The 18,745-nt window shown below is 45.4% G+C and carries 17 protein-coding genes and 1 tRNA gene; 9 read left to right on the plus strand and 9 right to left on the minus strand.

Features of this window, described 5'->3' with window-relative positions; genetic code table 11:
* The first annotated feature begins 3 nt into the window (after window positions 1-3).
* Genes ACOQON_RS11090 through ACOQON_RS11100 form a run of 3 tightly spaced genes read left to right on the plus strand, consistent with a single transcriptional unit; the run spans window position 4 to window position 2,995 of the window.
* Window positions 4-855, plus strand: coding sequence for a PASTA domain-containing protein (locus ACOQON_RS11090; protein WP_420575480.1), 852 nt, complete (start codon window positions 4-6; stop codon window positions 853-855).
* Window positions 852-2,699, plus strand: a complete 1,848-nt coding sequence (locus tag ACOQON_RS11095) for a T9SS type A sorting domain-containing protein (RefSeq protein WP_420575481.1) — start codon at window positions 852-854, stop codon at window positions 2,697-2,699. Before ACOQON_RS11090 ends, ACOQON_RS11095 begins: the two co-directional genes overlap by 4 nt.
* A complete protein-coding gene (locus tag ACOQON_RS11100; RefSeq protein WP_420575482.1) occupies window positions 2,696-2,995 on the plus strand; it encodes a rhodanese-like domain-containing protein in 300 nt (99 codons plus the stop codon). Before ACOQON_RS11095 ends, ACOQON_RS11100 begins: the two co-directional genes overlap by 4 nt.
* On the opposite strand, the gene ACOQON_RS11105 is transcribed toward ACOQON_RS11100, so the two are convergent.
* Entirely contained in the window at window positions 2,992-4,212 is a 1,221-nt protein-coding gene (locus tag ACOQON_RS11105; protein WP_420575483.1) for a site-2 protease family protein, read from the minus strand. The two genes, ACOQON_RS11100 and ACOQON_RS11105, sit on opposite strands and share 4 nt — an antisense overlap.
* A complete protein-coding gene (locus tag ACOQON_RS11110; protein WP_420575484.1) occupies window positions 4,205-4,840 on the minus strand; it encodes an HAD family hydrolase in 636 nt (211 codons plus the stop codon). The genes ACOQON_RS11105 and ACOQON_RS11110 overlap by 8 nt, the downstream gene beginning before the upstream one ends.
* 181 nt (window positions 4,841-5,021) lie before the next feature.
* Between ACOQON_RS11110 and ACOQON_RS11115 the strand changes: the two genes are divergently transcribed.
* Window positions 5,022-5,095 (plus strand) — tRNA-Ile (locus ACOQON_RS11115).
* A gap of 150 nt (window positions 5,096-5,245) precedes the next feature.
* On the opposite strand, the gene ACOQON_RS11120 is transcribed toward ACOQON_RS11115, so the two are convergent.
* The 6 genes from ACOQON_RS11120 to ACOQON_RS11145 are packed head-to-tail and all read right to left on the minus strand — an operon-like array spanning window position 5,246 to window position 11,622.
* On the minus strand, window positions 5,246-5,455 hold the full coding sequence (locus ACOQON_RS11120) for a hypothetical protein (RefSeq protein ID WP_420575485.1): 210 nt from the start codon (window positions 5,453-5,455) through the stop codon (window positions 5,246-5,248).
* Window positions 5,456-5,460: 5 nt separating this feature from the next.
* Window positions 5,461-5,646, minus strand: a complete 186-nt coding sequence (locus tag ACOQON_RS11125) for a YgaP family membrane protein (protein ID WP_420575486.1) — start codon at window positions 5,644-5,646, stop codon at window positions 5,461-5,463.
* An 11-nt stretch (window positions 5,647-5,657) separates the two neighbouring features.
* The gene (locus ACOQON_RS11130; protein WP_420575487.1) at window positions 5,658-5,963 is read right to left on the minus strand and encodes a hypothetical protein; all 306 of its coding nucleotides are present in this window, start codon (window positions 5,961-5,963) and stop codon (window positions 5,658-5,660) included.
* A gap of 11 nt (window positions 5,964-5,974) precedes the next feature.
* Window positions 5,975-9,184 (minus strand): efflux RND transporter permease subunit, encoded by a 3,210-nt coding sequence (locus ACOQON_RS11135; protein ID WP_420575488.1) that lies wholly within the window; start codon window positions 9,182-9,184, stop codon window positions 5,975-5,977.
* A gap of 22 nt (window positions 9,185-9,206) precedes the next feature.
* On the minus strand, window positions 9,207-10,286 hold the full coding sequence (locus tag ACOQON_RS11140) for an efflux RND transporter periplasmic adaptor subunit (protein ID WP_420575489.1): 1,080 nt from the start codon (window positions 10,284-10,286) through the stop codon (window positions 9,207-9,209).
* Between the two features lie 22 nt (window positions 10,287-10,308).
* Complete coding sequence (locus ACOQON_RS11145; RefSeq protein WP_420575490.1) at window positions 10,309-11,622, minus strand: TolC family protein; 1,314 nt, start codon at window positions 11,620-11,622, stop codon at window positions 10,309-10,311.
* Between the two features lie 161 nt (window positions 11,623-11,783).
* On the opposite strand from ACOQON_RS11145, the gene ACOQON_RS11150 reads away from it, so the two are divergent.
* The 5 genes from ACOQON_RS11150 to ACOQON_RS11170 all read left to right on the plus strand — a co-directional run bounded on the left by ACOQON_RS11150 (window position 11,784) and on the right by ACOQON_RS11170 (window position 17,512).
* Window positions 11,784-12,947: a methionine aminotransferase gene (locus ACOQON_RS11150; protein ID WP_420575491.1), complete on the plus strand. Its 1,164-nt coding sequence runs from the start codon at window positions 11,784-11,786 to the stop codon at window positions 12,945-12,947.
* Between the two features lie 46 nt (window positions 12,948-12,993).
* Window positions 12,994-13,632, plus strand: coding sequence for a transglutaminase-like domain-containing protein (locus ACOQON_RS11155; protein ID WP_420575492.1), 639 nt, complete (start codon window positions 12,994-12,996; stop codon window positions 13,630-13,632).
* A 324-nt stretch (window positions 13,633-13,956) separates the two neighbouring features.
* Window positions 13,957-14,862 carry an AAA family ATPase gene (locus ACOQON_RS11160; protein ID WP_420575493.1) on the plus strand — a complete coding sequence of 302 codons (906 nt, stop codon included), beginning with the start codon at window positions 13,957-13,959 and terminating at the stop codon, window positions 14,860-14,862.
* A 95-nt stretch (window positions 14,863-14,957) separates the two neighbouring features.
* On the plus strand, window positions 14,958-16,289 hold the full coding sequence (locus ACOQON_RS11165) for a hypothetical protein (protein WP_420575494.1): 1,332 nt from the start codon (window positions 14,958-14,960) through the stop codon (window positions 16,287-16,289).
* A 296-nt stretch (window positions 16,290-16,585) separates the two neighbouring features.
* The gene (locus ACOQON_RS11170) at window positions 16,586-17,512 is read left to right on the plus strand and encodes a DUF6624 domain-containing protein (protein WP_420575495.1); all 927 of its coding nucleotides are present in this window, start codon (window positions 16,586-16,588) and stop codon (window positions 17,510-17,512) included.
* 723 nt (window positions 17,513-18,235) lie between these two features.
* Here the strand turns inward: ACOQON_RS11170 and ACOQON_RS11175 are convergent.
* Window positions 18,236-18,745, minus strand: a complete 510-nt coding sequence (locus ACOQON_RS11175; protein WP_420575496.1) for a GNAT family N-acetyltransferase — start codon at window positions 18,743-18,745, stop codon at window positions 18,236-18,238.

Below are 18,745 nucleotides of genomic sequence, written 5' to 3' on the forward strand. Positions count from 1 at the left end.
TTTATGTCATTTCGAAAACCAACCAGTATTAAAGACTTCCTTCTGCACCTCGGCGTGCTTATTGGTAGCTCGGCTTTAATTGTCATTATCGTTTTTTACGTTTGGCTCCCGATCTCTACGAATCACGGTGAAACAATTACTGTTCCTGATATCAAAGGGATGACCGTAGATGAACTGGATGAATTCCTTGGAAAAAGAAACCTTCGATTTGAGGCGACTGCTGACTCCAGCTACTCACCCGATCATCCTCCGTTGGCGGTATTGAGACAGGTGCCCAAGCCAAACACCAAGGTGAAAGAAAATCGAAAAATCTACGTTACACTCAATGCAGAAAGCCCACCTAAAGTGCGGATGCCAAAAGTAGAAGACTTGTCACTCAAGAGCGCCATGATGGTTTTAAAATCATATGATTTGAAACTCGGAGAAGTAAAATATGTAGCTGATGTGTTTTTTGGAGTGGTTCACGAAGCAAAACTGAATGGGCGCACAGTGTTGGAAGGAGAAAAAATCGAAAAAGGGTCAGTTATCGATTTGGTTGCTGGAGACGGATACGGAAATACACAATTTCAATCGCCTAACTTGATTGGTTTGGATCAGGAAGAGGCAGAGGTGGCGATCATTGGTTCCGGATTGAAAATCGGAAAAATTGAAATCACCGACAAAGCACTGGCCGGTTTTGCTGCCCTTGATTCGGCAGGTAATGACATCCTGGAGTATCGGAGCATCGCGCCGGGAACGGTCCAGCAGCAATATCCACGTCCTGAGCGTAGTGTAAAAATTGGTGATCCGATAGATATATGGATTTACAAACCGGACTCAGTGAGCAACACTGCAACGATTTTGGATAATCAATGAGAAAGTATGCTTTTGTGATCTTCTTTATGGTTTTTCAGTTGGGCTTTTCTCAGCTGACCATTAAGCCTATCATAAAACCGGAGCAGAATCAAAAAAGCCGTGCAAGAGCAGCCGCAACTCAGGACATCAACCCTGCCGCGCTTCCCTTCTGGGATGACTTTTCCATCACAACAGACTCCCCGGACAGTATTAGGGTCTGGGGAAATGACACGACGCTGCAATGGAATTATGATCTCAGCAAAGACGTGTATGTGAATGCCACGTTAGCAGTAAATCCCCCTTCCTATAAAGTCGCAACATTTGATGGACTAAATGCTAATGGCGGGTTTCATGCAGGCAGTGATATTGGCCTGGCTGATCAATTGGTTTCTGACACGATCGATCTACAAGGCAAAGCCAACGTTGTACTATCCTTTTACTGGCAGGCCGGGGGAAATGTAGAAATTCCGGATGAGGGTGATTCTCTGGTACTCCAATTTTACAGCCCGAACATTGAAACAAACGAAGGCTGGAGAACCGTTTGGTTAAAAGACGGAGGTGATTTGGAATCTGACCAGGATTCTGTTTTCACTCAGGAGGCTATCAATGTAACATCCACATTTCTCACTCAGGATTTTGTTTTCAGATATCAATCCTATGGGGATAAGGACGGCCCGTTTGATGCCTGGCATGTGGATTGGGTTTATCTGAATGAAAATAGAGGAAGTGAAGACTACTACTATTTAGACCGGGGATTAACCGGACAACTCACATCTCCTCTGACACCTTTTAAATCTATGCCATTACAACAGTTCAAAGCTAATGAACCACAATACAGCACCCAGGCTGTTCAGGCGTTCAATTTGGATAGACTTTTTCAACCAACTGAATATATTTTGGTAATCAGGGATTTAAACTCAAATGTTATTATTGATTCTATAGAATATGGTGATCTACCAGAGTTGAGTGGCAATCAAAATCCTTTGAAAATAACAAACAAGCGTTTCATCACTTTAGACTCGATAGATATCACAAGCATATCTCTCATCGATTCGCTAGTTATTTCATCAGAAGTATACCTGAAAAGCTCAAAGGATGATTTCCTGGATGGAACAAATGTTGATTTGCGAATAAATGATACACTCCGCACGCAATACCTCCTTCACAATTACTACGCATATGATGATGGATCGGCAGAATATGCAGCCGGAACCAACATCAACGGAGGACAGGTTGCCGTGAAATTTTGGCTCGAACAGGAAGATACCCTTACGCATGTAGACATTCACTTTCCAAATATTGATCCCCCAAGTAATGGGAGTTCACTTGAGCTTCGGATTTTTGAAGACCTGGACGATGATCCCATACAAACGCAAGGCATTTCAGTAATCAACGCCGGGGCTATCAACCAATTCACACGATATGAACTAAACAGGCCACTGGTGCTTTCTGATACTTTCTACCTTGGCTATCAGCAAAGTAAAAATGAATACATCGGTGTAGGTTTTGACCGAAGCAATCCCGATGCATCCCCATACATTTATGAAAATAAGTCCGGCCAGTGGGAACAAAACGTTCGACTCAAAGGAGCATTGATGATACGACCGGTTTTTGCGAAAGTTGGTGACTTTATTCTCGCACCAAAATCACCGGAACAGCTAAAAATATACCCTAACCCAACAACAGGTTTAGTTAAAGTAGATGGTGAGTATATATCCATCACCGTTATTGATTTTTCCGGCAAAAAAATACTCTCACAGAAAACACAAACCGTTCACGATTTTACAAGTTTGGAGGCGGGCTTATATTTGCTCACTATTCACCGAAAAGAAGGTGATCAAACCATAAAAATCATCAAAAAATGAACGAGGATATCACGTGTAAAGAAGTAAAGGTAAGATTGGAGAACGGAGAAGAATTTCACTTCATAGACGTGCGGGAAGAATGGGAATTTGAAGAGGCTAATATCGGTGCGAAACTGATTCCTCTAGGCGATCTTCCTGCCCGACTGTCTGAAATAGAACATATGAAAGACGAGGAAGTGATTGTTCATTGCAAGTCCGGTGCAAGATCAGGAAGAGCTAAGAAGTTTCTCAATTCACAGGGGTTCTCCAATGTCCGTAACATGGAAGGTGGCATTATCGCCTACCTGGAGCTTTAAAGCCCTTCCACTACAAGGGGCTGTGGACTAAAACTCAAAATGAAGATGATGAGTGCGACCCAGCCTAGTACTTTCCTTCCGGTTGTCAAAGGAGAGTTATCCACCACCGGAGGGTGATCCACTCCAATAAACCTTCCGATCAGGATTGAAAATAACAACCATCCTGTGTAACCTTCTACTTTCAGGGTAGAGGCGACAAAGAACTGCACCGTAAACAGGACGGTCGCATAAAGCAGTCGATCTCTTTTTTGTTTGAATACACTATACGCACTCCAATAAACTACAACTATGTAGATGGCAATGCTGATCACAAAATCGAAAATCCCTTCGGGTGAAGTGTTTGCCAGGTCAGCTGAAGTGACCCACCCTAGGCCAGCATAAAAAAGGAATCCCGTAAACAGCACACGTGAAATGATCGCATGGTTCTTCGCTCCAAACAAACCAAAAAGGACATGTCCTCCGTCCAGCTGCCCAATGGGAAGTAAATTAAGTGCAGTAAAAAAGAACGCCAGGTAAGCAGCCAGCAAAACCGGATAATGCATCAGCTCCTTCGAGCTGGGTACATAGCGATCATCGGGAGCCAGGTACTGCCTTCCCAGATTCATCAGAATATTGTCTCCAAAGAAAACTGCTCCTGCCCTGCCGGTATCAATAGTGTCTTGCAGCGTCTCATAGGCCATACGCTCAGGGTTTAAATCTTTCTTTAGGATAAGCGTATCCAACCCGTCCATCCGCTCCTCAAAGTTTTCGCCAAACACCTCATATTCCGGATGAATTTCGTAGATGTATTCCGTTTCCGGAAGTGTCTGAAATCCATAAATTAAAAATGCAATCGCTAATACAAATCCGGCAATCGGGCCTGAAACGCCAACATCAAAATATTTGACCCTACTGAAAATGGTTTCCTTTATTCGGATGAAAGCTCCCATCGTGCCGATGGAAGCCATACCAATAAACCCAAACCACATGGGTATGTAGTAGGGAAGCGTTACATTGATTTTGTGATACCGAGCCGTGAAATAATGGCCAAATTCATGAACAGTGAGGATGAGGAGAAAAGGAATGGAAAAATTGAACCCGAACAGAAAATCATCCCAGGTCATTCCCATGATGACAAACTTGCCTATCGTCCACTCTGCACCAGCGAATGTGGTAGTGATGACAGTGACAATGAATAAACCAAGCTGAATTAAATGTGTCTTCTGTTGTTTATTCAAGCCCAAATATTTTGTTTAATTGTGCGTCCGGGTCAAAAATCTGTACGGCTTTCATTCCTGCACGTTGTGCTCCTTCTACGTTATCCAATCGGTCGTCTAAAAACAGCATTCTCGAAGGATAAATTCCAATGTCGTCTATAACAAACTTGTAGCAATTCAGGTTTGGTTTTCGCATGCCAATTTCATGGGAATAATACACCTCTTTTACAAAATCCCGCAAGCTCATTCGCCCCGTCTCTTCCATGATCATTTCTTCATAAGCAATCTCATGGATCATGTTAGTGTTGGACAGGATGTAGGTATCAAACTTCTCTCCTATTTTCAACACCTTGTCCATTCGCTCTTTGGTGATGGACTTCAGCATGGTATTCCAGATGCTCTCAAACTGGCGCTCTCCCATGTTTGTGCCAAGGAGCTTATTGATATTTGCCCGGAACTCCTCAGGACCGATCATTCCCATCTCAAATTTTTGAAGTACAGGTGCAGTAACCACCAGCTCTTCAATCTCTTCCTGGTTCTTTTTAGCTACCTCAGAAAACTTCCGAATGACTTTCGGATAGTCTAAATCGATGAGTACATTTCCAAAATCAAAAATTACGGCATCAATGCCTTGCAGTAGGTCTGACATTCGTTGGCTATTAAATGGCAAATATGTAATATTGCGCTCCGTTTTAAAAGAAGAATATTCTTTATTGAACGATTCTTCATGGGCCTATAACCTACCGCAGGTAGGCAGGCTCAGTTGGTTAGGGTCACTGTCCGGAGCGCGTAGCTTCATAATCAGTAAGTCCCTACCAAACCTTTTAAATGGGCCTATAACTCAGTTGGTTAGAGTAACTGACTCATAATCAGTAAGTCCCAGGTTCGAGCCCTGGTGGGCCCACTTTCAAACCCGACCGTAAGGTTGGGTTTTTTTATGCCTCATTACGGGCGAGAAGCCTGCCCCGTGGAGTGCAACGAGCACGGGGAGCCCTGGTGGGACCACAAAATAAAAAGCACTTTCGATTTAGAAAGTGCTTTTTTTATTCCCGAACTACTTCCTCCACCTCCCAATCACCACCCAAACCAGATACACCCAGGGAGCACCGTGCAGCAGGATATCAAACCAGTCCATAAACTGCATGCCGTTTGCTCCACCGGCAATCCATTTCAGCTTTCCCCAGATGTGAGGCTCAGGAAAAAAGGGCGCCAACCCTAACGTCAACGAAAGCATCAGCGCCACTCCTATGTTGTTCTTTTTCACTACTGTTAATCTTTCACACCAAGTTTAGCCAAAATATCCTCCATCAAACACCACTTGGTGATCGAAGATTGAAGCAAGTTGGCACCCACAAAGGCCGTGAACCACAGCCAGTTTTGATTGACATAAATCGCCAAAAGCAAACTGACTAAAATAAACGTACCTGCTATCGCACGAATCAATCTGTTTTTCATAATCTCAATTGTTAAACACTCTTTTTAATATTCAATACCGCCGCATGCACATAAGAGCTCGTCTCCTGTGTGCTGTTCAACACTTCTATCGCTTTCAATACTTTGTCTACAAACGCCTCTTCCACAAAAGCATAGAAAAGCGCCGATCGGTGTTCGCCCGAATCCGAAGCAAACCAGTTGGCATTCTGCGCTTCATCCGACAGGTCCTTGAAACCTGTCACATCCATATGTGAGTAAACCTTTACTCCGTTTTCTTTGAGCAGCTTCTTGACATCCTTTTCGAATGACTGCACCGCTGTGATTATCAATAATTCCATTTTCATTGGATTTAATTTTTATCAATTGTTCCCTGCTCCCACTTCTTTCGCTCCGTCATGTAATAGATCAGCGGCACCACGATGAGCGTAAGCATCGTGGATACGATGGCTCCTGCCACAAGTGAAATGGCCAATCCCTGGAAGATGGGATCAAACAAAATGATCGAAGCACCGATCACTACCGCTCCGGTGGTGAGTAAAATAGGAGTCGTACGTACTGCGCCTGCCTCTATGATGGCGGTCTTGAGATCAATCCCGTCTTTCAATCGTATTTCGATGAAATCGATCAATAAGACAGAGTTTCTCACCATCACTCCTGCCAGGGCAATCATCCCAATAAAGGAGGTTGCAGTAAAGAATGCGCCCAGTAGCCAGTGCCCCAGCACAATGCCGATCAGGGAAAGCGGGATAGCCAACATCATCACGATCGGCGTTTTGAAGTTTTGAAACCAACCCACGATGAGCATATAGATCACAATAATCACGACCACAAATGCACCTCCCAGATCCCTGAAAACCTCCAGGGTAATCTGCCACTCTCCATCCCATTTCACGGTGAAATCTGACTCATCAGTGGGCTGGCTCATGTACAACTCACTCACTGTATATCCTTTGGGCAGGTTCATCTGCTCCAGCTTTTCTGTCATACCCAAAATGGCATAGGCCGGACTCTCCAGCTCCCCTGCCATGTCGGCCAATACATAGACGACTCTTTTTTGATCTTTTCGGTAGATGGTCGCATGAAGTGTGTCCTCCTCTACATGTGTCAGGTCTGCCAGCGGCACCATCTGTCCATTCATGCCCTTGATCTTCAGGTTTTGGATGGCCTCCATACCATCAAGATCTGCATCCGGCAATTCCATCACCATTCCCACCGGATTGTAAGCATCCTGGTCGTACATGGTAGAAATCGGATGATTACCCAGCAAGTATGTAAGGTTACCCACCACCTGCTGAGGAACGATTCCATGCATCATGGCCTTCTCCCGATCTATATCCAACCTGTATTCCGTCTGACCCGCTTCCACATTCCAGTCCACATCCACGACATCACGGGTGTTTTCCAGAATATCCCTCACCTGCCGTGCGACCTTTATTTGCTCATTATAATCCGGTCCATATACTTCAGCTACCAGCGTAGAAAGTACCGGAGGACCCGGTGGCACCTCTACGATTTTTACGTTTGCTCCATATCGCTTCGCAATCTTCTGAATTTCGGGGCGCACACGTTTCGCAATCGTATGACTATCATCTGATCGTTCTTCTTTAGGCAAAAGATTCACCTGGATATCCGACATGTTGCTGCCCCCTCGCAGGTCGTAGTGCCGAACCAACCCATTAAAAGTAATCGGTGCGGATGTTCCGGCGTAGGTTTGATAGGTTACCACCTCAGGCACCTCTGAAAGAAAATGAGCGATTTCCGTAGTTACTGCAGACGTCCGCTCTAGCGTGGTGCCTTCCGGCATATCAATCACCACCTGGAATTCATTCTTATTATCGAAAGGCAGCATTTTCACCACCACAGAATTGGTGAAGAACATCACCATCGATCCAAAAAGCAGAACCACTGTGATGCCGAGCATCACCCATCGTTTCACGCCGCTCTCAAGGAAAGGCTTTTCTATTTTATTGTAGATGCGATGGATCCATCCCGGTCCATGCTCATCATGTGCTTTTTTATCGCCTTTATCTTTTTCACGCAGAAAGTGATAACCCAAAAACGGGGTAACTGTCAATGCCACGAAAAGCGAAAGCATCATAGCTATCGAAGCTCCGATAGGCATAGGACTCATATATGGCCCCATCATACCGGATACGAATGCCATCGGTAGAATGGCCGCAATAACCGTGAAGGTGGCCAAAATCGTTGGATTCCCTACCTCGTTGATTGCATATATCGCTGCTTGAGCAAATGGCAACCGCTTCGACTTGAAATGTCGGTGCATATTCTCCGCGATGATGATACTATCATCCACCACGATACCCACCACAAACACCAGGGCGAACAGGGTGATCCTGTTGAGTGTATACCCAAGCATGTAGTAGCTGAACAGGGTCAGTGCGAATGTGAGTGGCACGGATAAAAACACCACCAAACCTCCACGCCATCCCATCGCCAGCATCACCAAAACCGTAACCGCTACGATGGCCACTGCCAGGTGTAGCAACAACTCCCCCACCTTATGCGATGCGGTTTCCCCATAGTTTCGTGTGACTTCTACCTGTACCTCATCGGGTATCAACGTCGAGCGTAAACCCTCCACCTTATCCAGGATCTTATCCGATACCTTCATGGCGTCAGCTCCTTTCACTTTCGCGATCGAAATGGTCACAGCAGGGTATGAAGACGGGCTTTCTGAATAACTTTCGTTGGCTTTTCCGTAACCAAAGGCTACATAATCTTTCGGCTTGGAGGGGCCATCCAAAACAGAAGCTACCTGATGAAGGTAAACGGGTGTTCCACTGTTTGTCCCGACTACAATTCCTTCAACATCTTCGGCAGAGGATAAAAAATGACCGGTTGTGAGCAGGTATTCTTCATCTGCACTGACAAACGTTCCTGATTGTGAGCTACTGTTGCTGGCGCGAACCATCTGCATGATGCTCAACACATCCACCCCATTTTCAGCCATCTTGTCTTTATCAACCACGATCCGCAGCTGTCGCGGGCGGCCACCTATTTGTTTGGTGATGGCCACATCATTTACCTTTTCGATTTCACCCGTTACTTCCTCTGCCAGCTGTCTCAGTTGAAAATCACTGTAGTTTTTACTCCATAGTGTCAGACCAAGCATCGGCACATCATCGATGGACCGGGTCTTTACTATCGGCTCATAAACGGTTTCGGGAAGCATTCCCTTATGCTTCATCATCTCATCGTAGAGCTTGACGTAAGAGCGTTCTGTATCTTCTCCTACATAAAACTGGACCACCATCACAGCCATCCCATTCATGGACATACTGTGCACATGTTCCACTCCTTTGATGTTGGAAATGATTTTCTCCAGTGGCTCCACGACCCGACTTTCCACCTCCTCCGGATTAGCACCCGGATAGCCTATCATCACATCCGCCATCGGCACAATGATTTGCGGTTCTTCTTCTCTCGGAATGAGAAAAGAACTGTAAACCCCAATGATCATCAGCGCAACCATCAGAAGCACTGTCAGCTTCGAATGGATGAAAAAATTGGCGATTTTACCTGAAATTCCTTCTTGCATGATCTTTAGCTTTACTGTCTGATTAATTCAATTGTACCATCGCACCATTGAAGAGCTTTCCGTCAGCCTTCACCACGTACTTCTCTCCCTCTGTCAGGCCTGTAAGTACCTCTACTTTTCCATCCATCGACTTTCCGGTTCGTACCCATCGAAGGACAGCTTTATTATCTGCGCTTACAGTGTATAATCCCGTCAACTGACCTTTAGTCACTAATGCGTCTTGGCTGATCATGAGCGGGCTTTTGGACGCTTCATCATTTTTTGTGGTAATGCTGGCACTTACAAACATGCCGGGATAGATGCCCTCCTTATCCATGAGGTCTACTTTCACAATGAACTGACTACCGGTATTTTTAGACGAAGGACTTACTTCCACTACTTTTCCTTTCACTCGTTTGCCGAGGGATTTGATATGTGCGGTCACATCTGCACCAACCTTTACCGTTGCAATACTTGATTCCGGAACCAGCAAAGCAGCCTGATAGCTCTCAGTACCCTCCACTGTTACCAGTGGCATTCCGGGCGCTGCGATATCACCGACTTTTACGAACGTGTTGGCAACTACTCCTGAAAAAGGAGCTCTCAAGTGTGTATAAGCGAATTGAGCATCCACTTCCTGCTTCATCTGCTCAGCAGCCTCTAGTCCGGCTTCTGCCATTTCGAATCGGGTTTTGATGTTTTCCAGTTCCTTTTCAGAAGCGCTCCCTTTTTCAAATAGCACTTCAAATCGTTCCAAATCCTTCTTCGCATTTTCATAGACACTTCGGGCCTGAGTAATTGAGGCTTCTACCTGTGCTTGTTTCGCGGAAAGATCAGTGCTGGAGATGGTCAGCAGCAAGTCTCCTTTCGATACTTGTGATCCTGCTTTCACATTTACCGTCTTCACGTTCCCCATCATTCGAGTACTCATATTGGCACTCTTACTTGCTTCTATTTTCCCACTAACCGAGATAGCATTCACCATCTCTACAGAGCTGGCAGTTGCTACCTTCACAGGAACAGCCGGAAGGTCATTTGCGACATGCTCTTCTCCAGAGCCACACCCTGTCGCCAATCCCAGGACAACAGGTACGATCAATAATTTATATAGGTATTTTTTCATGTTTTCTATTTTGAATTTTTTGTTATTGCCTTGTTAAAAATTGCAGGTATTCCTTGCTGAAGTTGAATTCAAACACGGCCTGCTGATACGCTAATTCTTTCTGATACATCTGCGTCTCTGACGACAACAGATCAGTGGTTTTCTCCAACCCCTGCTCATATCGATCCTTTCGTGTCCGGTAGGCTTCCTGTGCCTGATCGAATGCCAGTTTGAATGACTCAACCTTTTGGGTGGCGTCTTCATACATGCGGTTGGCTTTGTTCAGCTCCGCCTGCTGCTGCAGCGTATATTGCTCCTGCTCCACCCGTGCTTTTTCTGCCTCTACTTTTGCTTTCGACGTTTTAGCAATGTTTTGATAGCCATTGAATAGCTCCCATGACAGCTTAGCACCAATTACATATCCATTGGCATTGAAGCCCAGTGGCTGATTATCGTAAATCTGAAAGCTGCCAAATGCATTGATTCGAGGTAAAAACTTACTCCTGGAGGATTTCAGCATGCTTTCATATCCCTGAACAGACATTTCCATCGCTCTAAGGTCTTTTCTGCTTTCCGGCAGGATGACCGGAAATGAAGTTTGAGGAGCAGCCTGCAGGCTTCCTTCTGTTGGCTGATAAACGGAGAGGCCGGGCTTCTCACCCATAAAAATGGCCAACTGATCAGAGGTATTCTGTACGTTAGATTTAGCATACCTCAGCTGATTTGCCACTTCACTCGCTCTCACCTGAACATCCAATAGGTCTGCCTTTTGAATCAACCCCTGATCGAAGTAGTCATTGACCATTTCAAGTGCTTCTTCAGAGGTCAGCTTCGCGCGCTCAAGCACGTTGACAGCCTGATATGCCAGCTGAAGCTGCATGTACATTTTGGTTGCCTCCAAAGACAGATATTCCCTGTATCGTTCCGCTTTTAATCCATAAGCTTCTTTTTGGATCCGTGCCGCATCCCGGCCGTACACCCCATCCAGGTTCAATAATGGCTGAAGCACCAATATCTCAGTGGCGAAATTCTCCACATTATCCGGGTCATTAAGTAATGCCGGATTAAAATCTGCCGGTGTAAGAATTTCCTGATTCAATTTTGACCCAAAAGCCATCAATGGATTATTGGTCGTAATCCCCGTATAAGATGCTGAGACCTGCGGGAGGTACAATGAATTGGATCGCTTGAAATCAGCGGCTGCCATCTCCGTTTCCATGTCAGATATTCTCGACTCATGGTTACGCTCCAACGCTTGTTCCAGCACCTGTGATCGTGAGATGAGAAGGGTATCCTGACTCACTCCCTGAAGTGTCAAAAACACCAATCCCAACGTTATCAAATAGTACTTTTTCATTTAATTTTTTGATTTTAAGCAAATGTACGGGGCTGGGTAATCGAGGTGTGTAACAGTTGTTACACAACCCCTCTGACGCTTCTTAAAAGCACTTTTTTGGCGGCAATAACTTTATCAAGGATGGCTTTTCATATCCTTCCATTCCACCTATTTTTGAAGCTATGTCAAACAACAACGTATCGGTACAATCAAAACTGGCCAGTGGTGGAGCTACCATTTTTTCGGTGATGTCCAAGCTGGCTTCCGAACACAAAGCAATCAACCTGGGACAGGGCTTCCCGGACTTTGAGTGTGATGAAAAGCTCAAGGAACTGGTAGCCAAACACCTGAATGAAGGGAAAAATCAGTATGCACCACTCGCCGGACTACCCAAACTGAATGAAACACTGAGTAAAAAAATGGAGCGTGTGTATGGCATGCCCATTGATCCTCAAACACAGATATGTGTCACCGCCGGTGCGACCCAGGCCCTTTACACCGCCATCATGGCATTTGTAAATAAAGGAGATGAAGTTATCATCTTCGAGCCGGCATACGATTGCTATACCCCACAGATCCAGCTGGCCGGCGGTGTGGTAAAGCCCTACAACATGACCTATCCGGATTACTCCATTGACTGGGATGAGGTAAAGGAAATGGTGAATGATAGAACACGAATGATTGTCATCAATACCCCACATAATCCGAGTGGAACAGTGCTGAACAAACAGGATATGGAGGCGTTGGAGGAGATTGTTTCGGATACAAATATCATTGTGCTGAGCGATGAAGTGTACGAACACCTGATCTTCGATGGTGAGGAACATCAAAGCATTATGCGGTTTCCAAAACTGTTCAACCAGTCGCTGGCGGTGTTTTCGTTTGGAAAAACCCTCCATACCACCGGATGGAAAATGGGATACATTGTCGGGCCGGAGTACCTGATCAAAGAGTTTAAGACCATTCATCAGTGGAATGTTTTCTGCACCAATTCGTTCGTACAGTTTGCGATAGCGGATTACCTAGCTGAACCAAAGAATTACGAATACTTGCCCTCCTTCTTCCAGGAGAAACGCGACAAAATGAATGAGCTATTAAAGGATGTTCCGCTCACTCCGAAGGTGGCAAAAGGCACCTATTTCCAGGCATACAATTACTCGGATGTTAGCGACATGGATGACCTGGCGTTCGCCAAATACCTGACTTCTGAAATTGGAGTAGCAGCTATTCCTATGTCTCCATTCTATACAAATCCTCCGGGAGATAAAGTGATCAGGCTTTGTTTTGCTAAAAACGAAGCAACCATTCAGGCGGCCGGAGAACGTTTAATGAGATTGAAGGGTTGATGTATGGATTGGATCTATTATTCATAGATTCTGAAACAAGTTCAGAATGACTAAGAGTTTAGAAAGCACTTATTTTTTTGATTATGACCACCCGGTCATTCAGGACCTAATTGCCGAATTTAAGGTTGATTCACTGTCTGATCAGGAAAAAGCGAAGCAGCTCTACCTGAAAGTCAGGGACGGTTGGCGCTACAATCCCTACGATATCAGCTTTCGAAAAGAGGCATTAAAATCCAGCCATATTGCTCAAAAGGATCATGGCCATTGCATCGATAAATCTATCTTATACATTTCCGGACTCAGGGCGCTTGGGATACCTGCTAAACTTCATCTGGCCAAAGTGAAAAACCACATTGCAGTGGAACGCCTTACGGAAAAGTTTGGCACCAATGAACTCACACCTCATGGCATGGTAGATGTATATTTAAATGGTAAATGGGTCAAAGCCACACCTGCATTCAATCAGGAGCTTTGCAGACTTACCGGTGTTGAGCCATTGGAATTTGATGGTGCCGGGGATTCGATCTTTCAGGAATTCAACCAGGAGGGAAAAGAGTTTATGGAATACCTGGATGATTACGGTTCATTCGAGGATGTCCCGCTGGACTTCATTGAGCAGAATATGAAGGAAAACTATCCTAAGCTTCAAAGTCTGCTAAATGAGGCGGGTGAACTAAAGTTGTAAAAAGAATTGAGAAGAACTTTAATTATTAGATATTTTACAACATCCCTCTACCCCCTCGAAGCGTCGAACCGTTTCAAAGGGGGAATTATCCCCTTGAGGGGATTATAGGGGTGTTAAAAAAGATGCTAGTACTAAATAGCTTCGTTCCCTGCCTTTGCCGGCGGGCAGGCTCAGCATGACAGCACTGAATATTATTATGATAGCCACCCTGAACTTGTTTCAGGGTCTATGGTTTAAATAGTGAAATTAGATGCTGAAATAAATTCAGCATGACGATACTTGTAAAAATTTATGCTTATCTCATTAGTTAAGTAGAGACGAAACATGGCAGAAACCAAACACTGGACCGGATCAGATAAATACTTGTGCGACCCTGAGTTGGCACAGGCCTTTCATATGGCGCGTACATTGGGTATGCCCCTACTCATTGAAGGGGAACCCGGCACTGGCAAAACTGAGCTTCCGATCCATTATGCAAAAGACAGAGGGTTAGATATAGAGGTCTATCCGGTGGGATCAAAAAGTAATGTCGAACAGTTTGTTGCGCGCTTCGATCATGTGAAGTACCTGAGGGACTCGCAGATTGAAATACTCAATGCGCAGCGGGAAGAGAAAGGACTGAAACCCAGAAATACTAGCGACCGAAACCCGGAAAACCTGGGAGACTATGTGGTGAAAGGTCCTGCGGCGGTTGCCTACAGCAAACCCAACTCCGTTTTACTGATTGACGAAATCGATAAGGCACCCAGAGAGTTTCCTAATGACCTGCTATATGCATTGAGTCACCGAAAATTCATCATGCCGGAATCCGGCGAGGTGATCGAAGTTTCAGAAGCAGACATGCCTGCGATCGTAATTACGTCCAACCGGGAGCAGGAACTCCCGACCGCTTTCAAGGGACGGTGTATCTATTACTACATCCACTTTCCTGAAAAGGATGTGATGGAAAAAATCGTGGAAAAGCATCACCCGGGAATCGATGAGAAGGTAGTGAGAGTAGCGCTGGATGTATTTTACCACCTGCGAAGACTGGGGCTGGAGCGCTCTCCGACGACCAGGGAAATTCTGAACTGGCTGAAATACATGAGTGATATTGCGCCTAAAAAAGCGATCGAAAAAATCGAAGGGCTGGAAGGCATTGGCGCGCTGATCAAGACTCAGACGGATATGGAACGCGTCAACCGAATGATCGGCGCAGATAACAACTTTGGCGGACCTTCGTGGAATTAACCAGAGGTCGTCCCTCCCTCGAGGGAGGTTAGGTGGGTGAAAATCACCCCTATAGTCCCCTCAAGGGGACACATTATTAGAAGAAAGGATATTTAATGTTAAGCTCACTCCCACATGCGTTTCGAAAGCACGGCCTCCAGGCCGACGTACGCACCTTGCTCATCCTGCGAAAGGCGATGCAGAAAGGGCTGGTCAAAACGCTGGGTGACCTGCACAATGCATTGAAAGGTATTGTCGTCAAAGAGCCGGCCGATATCGGGCCGTTCACGAAAGCGTATTACGAATACTTCCTGCACGTCCCCATTGCTCCCGGACAAACGCTGGAAGATGCCATTCTGCGCTCAGAGACCTTCAAACAGTGGAAGACCAAATACATCGATGAAGCCGACAAAGACATAGATCTGACGGAAGAGGAGCTGGTAAATACCTTCCTCGATCAGGTGCACCTCACCTCCTACGATATCAAAGAAGTGATCAACGGAAAAGAGATCTGGGACAAAGACAATCCCGATCTGGAAGATGAAGACGCACAAGATATCGATGGCGAACCGGCCGAACGAATGCTGGATAAAATGGCCGACTACTCCGACCTCACGCTGGAGGAGCTGCTGGAACGCATGGAGAAAGTCAAAGATCAGCAACGCACGAGGCACAGCGGCGGAAGCCACTGGATCGGGACCGGAGGCATCTCTCCCTATGGCCATGGCGGAGCAGCAAAGAACGGCATCCGGGTTGGCGGACAAGGGGGTGGACGCATGGCCCGAAAGGTCATGGGTGACAAGAACTACTTCCCCATTGACCGGGATGCGATCCTGAATGACAACAACGTGGATGCCGCACTGGCTTCCATCAAAGGGGTGATTGAGGAGAGCGCAATCGAAAAACTGGATGTGCCCCACACCATCAAGTCCGGACTGAAACGCGGCGGACTGTTCATCCCCGAGCTGATGAGCGAGAAAAATGAAGAGCTGAAGATCATCGTCCTGATAGACAATGGCGGCTACTCCATGGCCCCCTATGTGCGGACCGTACAGCAGCTGTTCCGTAAGATGAAAACCCGCTTTGCGCATGACCTGGAGGTGTACTACTTCCACAACACCATTTACGATCGGGTGTGGATTGATGAGCGCAGGTCTACCTACATCTCTGTGGATAAGCTACTGAAGCACAGCAAAGACTACCGGGTGTTCTTCATAGGGGATTCGGCCATGGCGCCTTATGAGCTGAGTGCCTTGAGTATCCAAAACATCCAGGCGATTGTAAAGAAATTCAAGAAGTCTGTCTGGCTCAACCCAGAGCCACTCAAATACTGGCCCGGCACCTACACCATCCAGGCGATGAAACAGCTGGTGCCGATGTTCCCCCTCACCCCCCACGGTATAGAGCGAGCGGTTCGGGAGATGAACTCGAAGAGTACGGAGGGGTAGTTTTCTCCAAAAAACCTCCTTTTCCAGAAAACGGTATATATGAATAGCAATCAGATAAAACGCTCATCAATCAGCGATTTGCGCGGTTTGTGCGCGTTACATAAATGTTGGTGATCATAAAGAAGCAACAAATTCTCACAGATATATTAAGGGAAAGTGACCAACTACTGATTTGAAACCATTTTTGGCAAGCCTTGTCTGGCCAGGTTGTTATATCCAATGTTAAACCTGTTGTTCATCTACTTTTAGATTTTTAATAACAGAATTGTCATACTCTTGTCAAAAATTTATATGTCATGAAAAAAATAATCACACTTTTTTTATCTCTCGTCTTTTTTCAATTTGCATATGGGCAAGTTGATTTAATCAAGGCAGACAGTCTAAAAAATCAAGGGCTTCTGGTACCTGCTTTAATGAAATATGCTGAAACAATGAGACAGAATCCTTCCAGTGAAGTGTCTTACCAACTTGCTTCAACAGCTGCACTATTATGGACTACTCAAATGAGAGACACTGCCTTCTATTTTCTCAACCATGCTCTCCAAAATGATTCAACCTTAAAGGCTTTGTATGACCCTGATTTTCTAAGCCTCATCGATGATCCCAGGTGGGAAGATGTGGAAGCTGCCCAGATCAAAAAATATGAATCTAATTATCAACCTATTCGAAATGAAGAATTTGCTAAGGAATTGTTCAGGATGATCATAAAAGACCAGGGCTTTATGTATGTCGGAAATATCGAAAGAAGAAAATACATGAGTAATGGGGGATATTTTAGTACACCTGCCATCTTTCCTGTTCTTGCGATGGAGGAAAAAAACATGAAAGAAAATGAAGAGATGTTGCTGAAACTTCTGGATAAATATGGTTGGCCTACGGCATCAGAGGTGACTGAATATGCAGCAGCAGGAGCAGCACTCATTATAAATCATACTACTTACGAGCTTCGATCAAAGTATTTTCCTATGCTGGAGGAAGCTTTTAAGAAAGGAGAAGCACAACCGTTACGATATGCTAAGATGAAGGATCGCCTGTTAGTGGAAAAGGGTGAAAAACAACTTTTTGGTACACAATGGAAATTTGAGAATTCAGAACGAGTACCTCATCCAATTGAAGAACCTGAATACGTAGACAAACGAAGGGCAGAAATTGGATTAGGGCCTTTGAAGACTTACTTAAAGGAGAGATTCAATATCGATTGGGAGGTTACTCAAAAAGATTAAGTAGGATAATACGATCACCAACAAAATGTATTGCTAATGCGCCATCGAGCTATTTTCAACTGTCTCTACAATTCGATACTTTAGTAATATTTACTGTGATGTCAGGTGTTTCCACCTGACATTCAGATGATATATTTACGCGGGTATGGGCTTACATAATCCCAACAGCCTCGGTTCGTGTCCTCACGAAACGAAATGCATGCTGGTTTGTGAAGACACAAACCATAGCCAAGAGGGAATTCGTTTAATTATGTCGGGTGGAAACACCCGACAGCACGGAAAATAACCTCAAAGTGCACTAAAACAACCCCGTTGAGCACTGAAATAACCTCCGAGTGCATTGGAATAACCCCGAAATGCAATGGATTAACCCTGGAGTGTGTTGGAATAAGTCCGAAGTGCACTGGAATGAGCACGAAGTGTAATGGATAAACCCCGGAATGCAATGGAATAAGGTCGGAGTGTGTTGGAATAACCCTGAAATGCAATGGAATAACCTCGGAGTGTATTGGAATTAGTCCGAAGCGTAATGGATAAACCTCGGGATGCAATCGAATAAGGTCGGAGTGTGTTGGAATTGGTTCGAAGTGGAATTATTTACGTCATTGCGATCGAACCGCCGAAGCGGGGAAGCATGACCAAAGCAATCTTGTATTAATGAGATCGCTTCACCCTGCCAAGGCAGGCTCGCGATGACGGTAAGGTTTGATTTACTTTTCTTATTTACAACCCCATCTTAAACCCATACACCTGCAGTCCACTTTGCACAAAATCCAGAGCGGTAGACCGTACAAACCCGATCTTTTCATACATGCCCCAGGCCACCTTCATCGATTCTGTGGTGTGGATGATCATTTGCTTTTTTCCCTGTAATCTGGCCTTATCCAGGCATGCGTTGGTTAGCAACTTCCCTACTCCTAGTCCACGGGCACTTGTAGAAACAGCAAGCAGACGAAATGCTACTGCATTCGTATCCTCGATGTTTATCGCCGCACCATAGTCTTGCATATCTCCAATGTAGACGACCGCTCCCAGTATGTCACCCTCATTCTTTGCCACCAACAGCTCTACACTTTCCTTTACGGTAAAGTCGCCAATGTTGGCGAGCATTTGATAGTACGCAGGTTGCTCTTCCGGTGTAGCAAACCCGGGAAGGCTGGAATAGACCCCCACCATCAGTTGTCCGATGGCTGCATGATCTTCCGGTTGAGCTTGGGATATGGTGACTGGCAT

Source organism: Ekhidna sp. (genome assembly GCF_965221965.1).
Lineage (GTDB): Bacteria > Bacteroidota > Bacteroidia > Cytophagales > Cyclobacteriaceae > Ekhidna.

Excerpts from the sequence above, each read along its gene's own strand:
- ACOQON_RS11090 (WP_420575480.1), top strand. The coding sequence starts at position 4 with ATGTCATTTCGAAAACCAACCAGTATTAAAGACTTCCTTCTGCACCTC.
- ACOQON_RS11095 (WP_420575481.1), top strand. The coding sequence starts at position 852 with ATGAGAAAGTATGCTTTTGTGATCTTCTTTATGGTTTTTCAGTTGGGC.
- ACOQON_RS11100 (WP_420575482.1), top strand. The coding sequence starts at position 2,696 with ATGAACGAGGATATCACGTGTAAAGAAGTAAAGGTAAGATTGGAGAAC.
- ACOQON_RS11110 (WP_420575484.1), bottom strand. The coding sequence starts at position 4,840 with ATGTCAGACCTACTGCAAGGCATTGATGCCGTAATTTTTGATTTTGGA.
- ACOQON_RS11125 (WP_420575486.1), bottom strand. The coding sequence starts at position 5,646 with ATGAAAAACAGATTGATTCGTGCGATAGCAGGTACGTTTATTTTAGTC.
- ACOQON_RS11130 (WP_420575487.1), bottom strand. The coding sequence starts at position 5,963 with ATGGAATTATTGATAATCACAGCGGTGCAGTCATTCGAAAAGGATGTC.
- ACOQON_RS11135 (WP_420575488.1), bottom strand. The coding sequence starts at position 9,184 with ATGCAAGAAGGAATTTCAGGTAAAATCGCCAATTTTTTCATCCATTCG.
- ACOQON_RS11140 (WP_420575489.1), bottom strand. The coding sequence starts at position 10,286 with ATGAAAAAATACCTATATAAATTATTGATCGTACCTGTTGTCCTGGGA.
- ACOQON_RS11145 (WP_420575490.1), bottom strand. The coding sequence starts at position 11,622 with ATGAAAAAGTACTATTTGATAACGTTGGGATTGGTGTTTTTGACACTT.
- ACOQON_RS11150 (WP_420575491.1), top strand. The coding sequence starts at position 11,784 with ATGTCAAACAACAACGTATCGGTACAATCAAAACTGGCCAGTGGTGGA.
- ACOQON_RS11155 (WP_420575492.1), top strand. The coding sequence starts at position 12,994 with ATGACTAAGAGTTTAGAAAGCACTTATTTTTTTGATTATGACCACCCG.
- ACOQON_RS11160 (WP_420575493.1), top strand. The coding sequence starts at position 13,957 with ATGGCAGAAACCAAACACTGGACCGGATCAGATAAATACTTGTGCGAC.
- ACOQON_RS11165 (WP_420575494.1), top strand. The coding sequence starts at position 14,958 with ATGTTAAGCTCACTCCCACATGCGTTTCGAAAGCACGGCCTCCAGGCC.
- ACOQON_RS11170 (WP_420575495.1), top strand. The coding sequence starts at position 16,586 with ATGAAAAAAATAATCACACTTTTTTTATCTCTCGTCTTTTTTCAATTT.
- ACOQON_RS11175 (WP_420575496.1), bottom strand. The coding sequence starts at position 18,745 with ATGCCAGTCACCATATCCCAAGCTCAACCGGAAGATCATGCAGCCATC.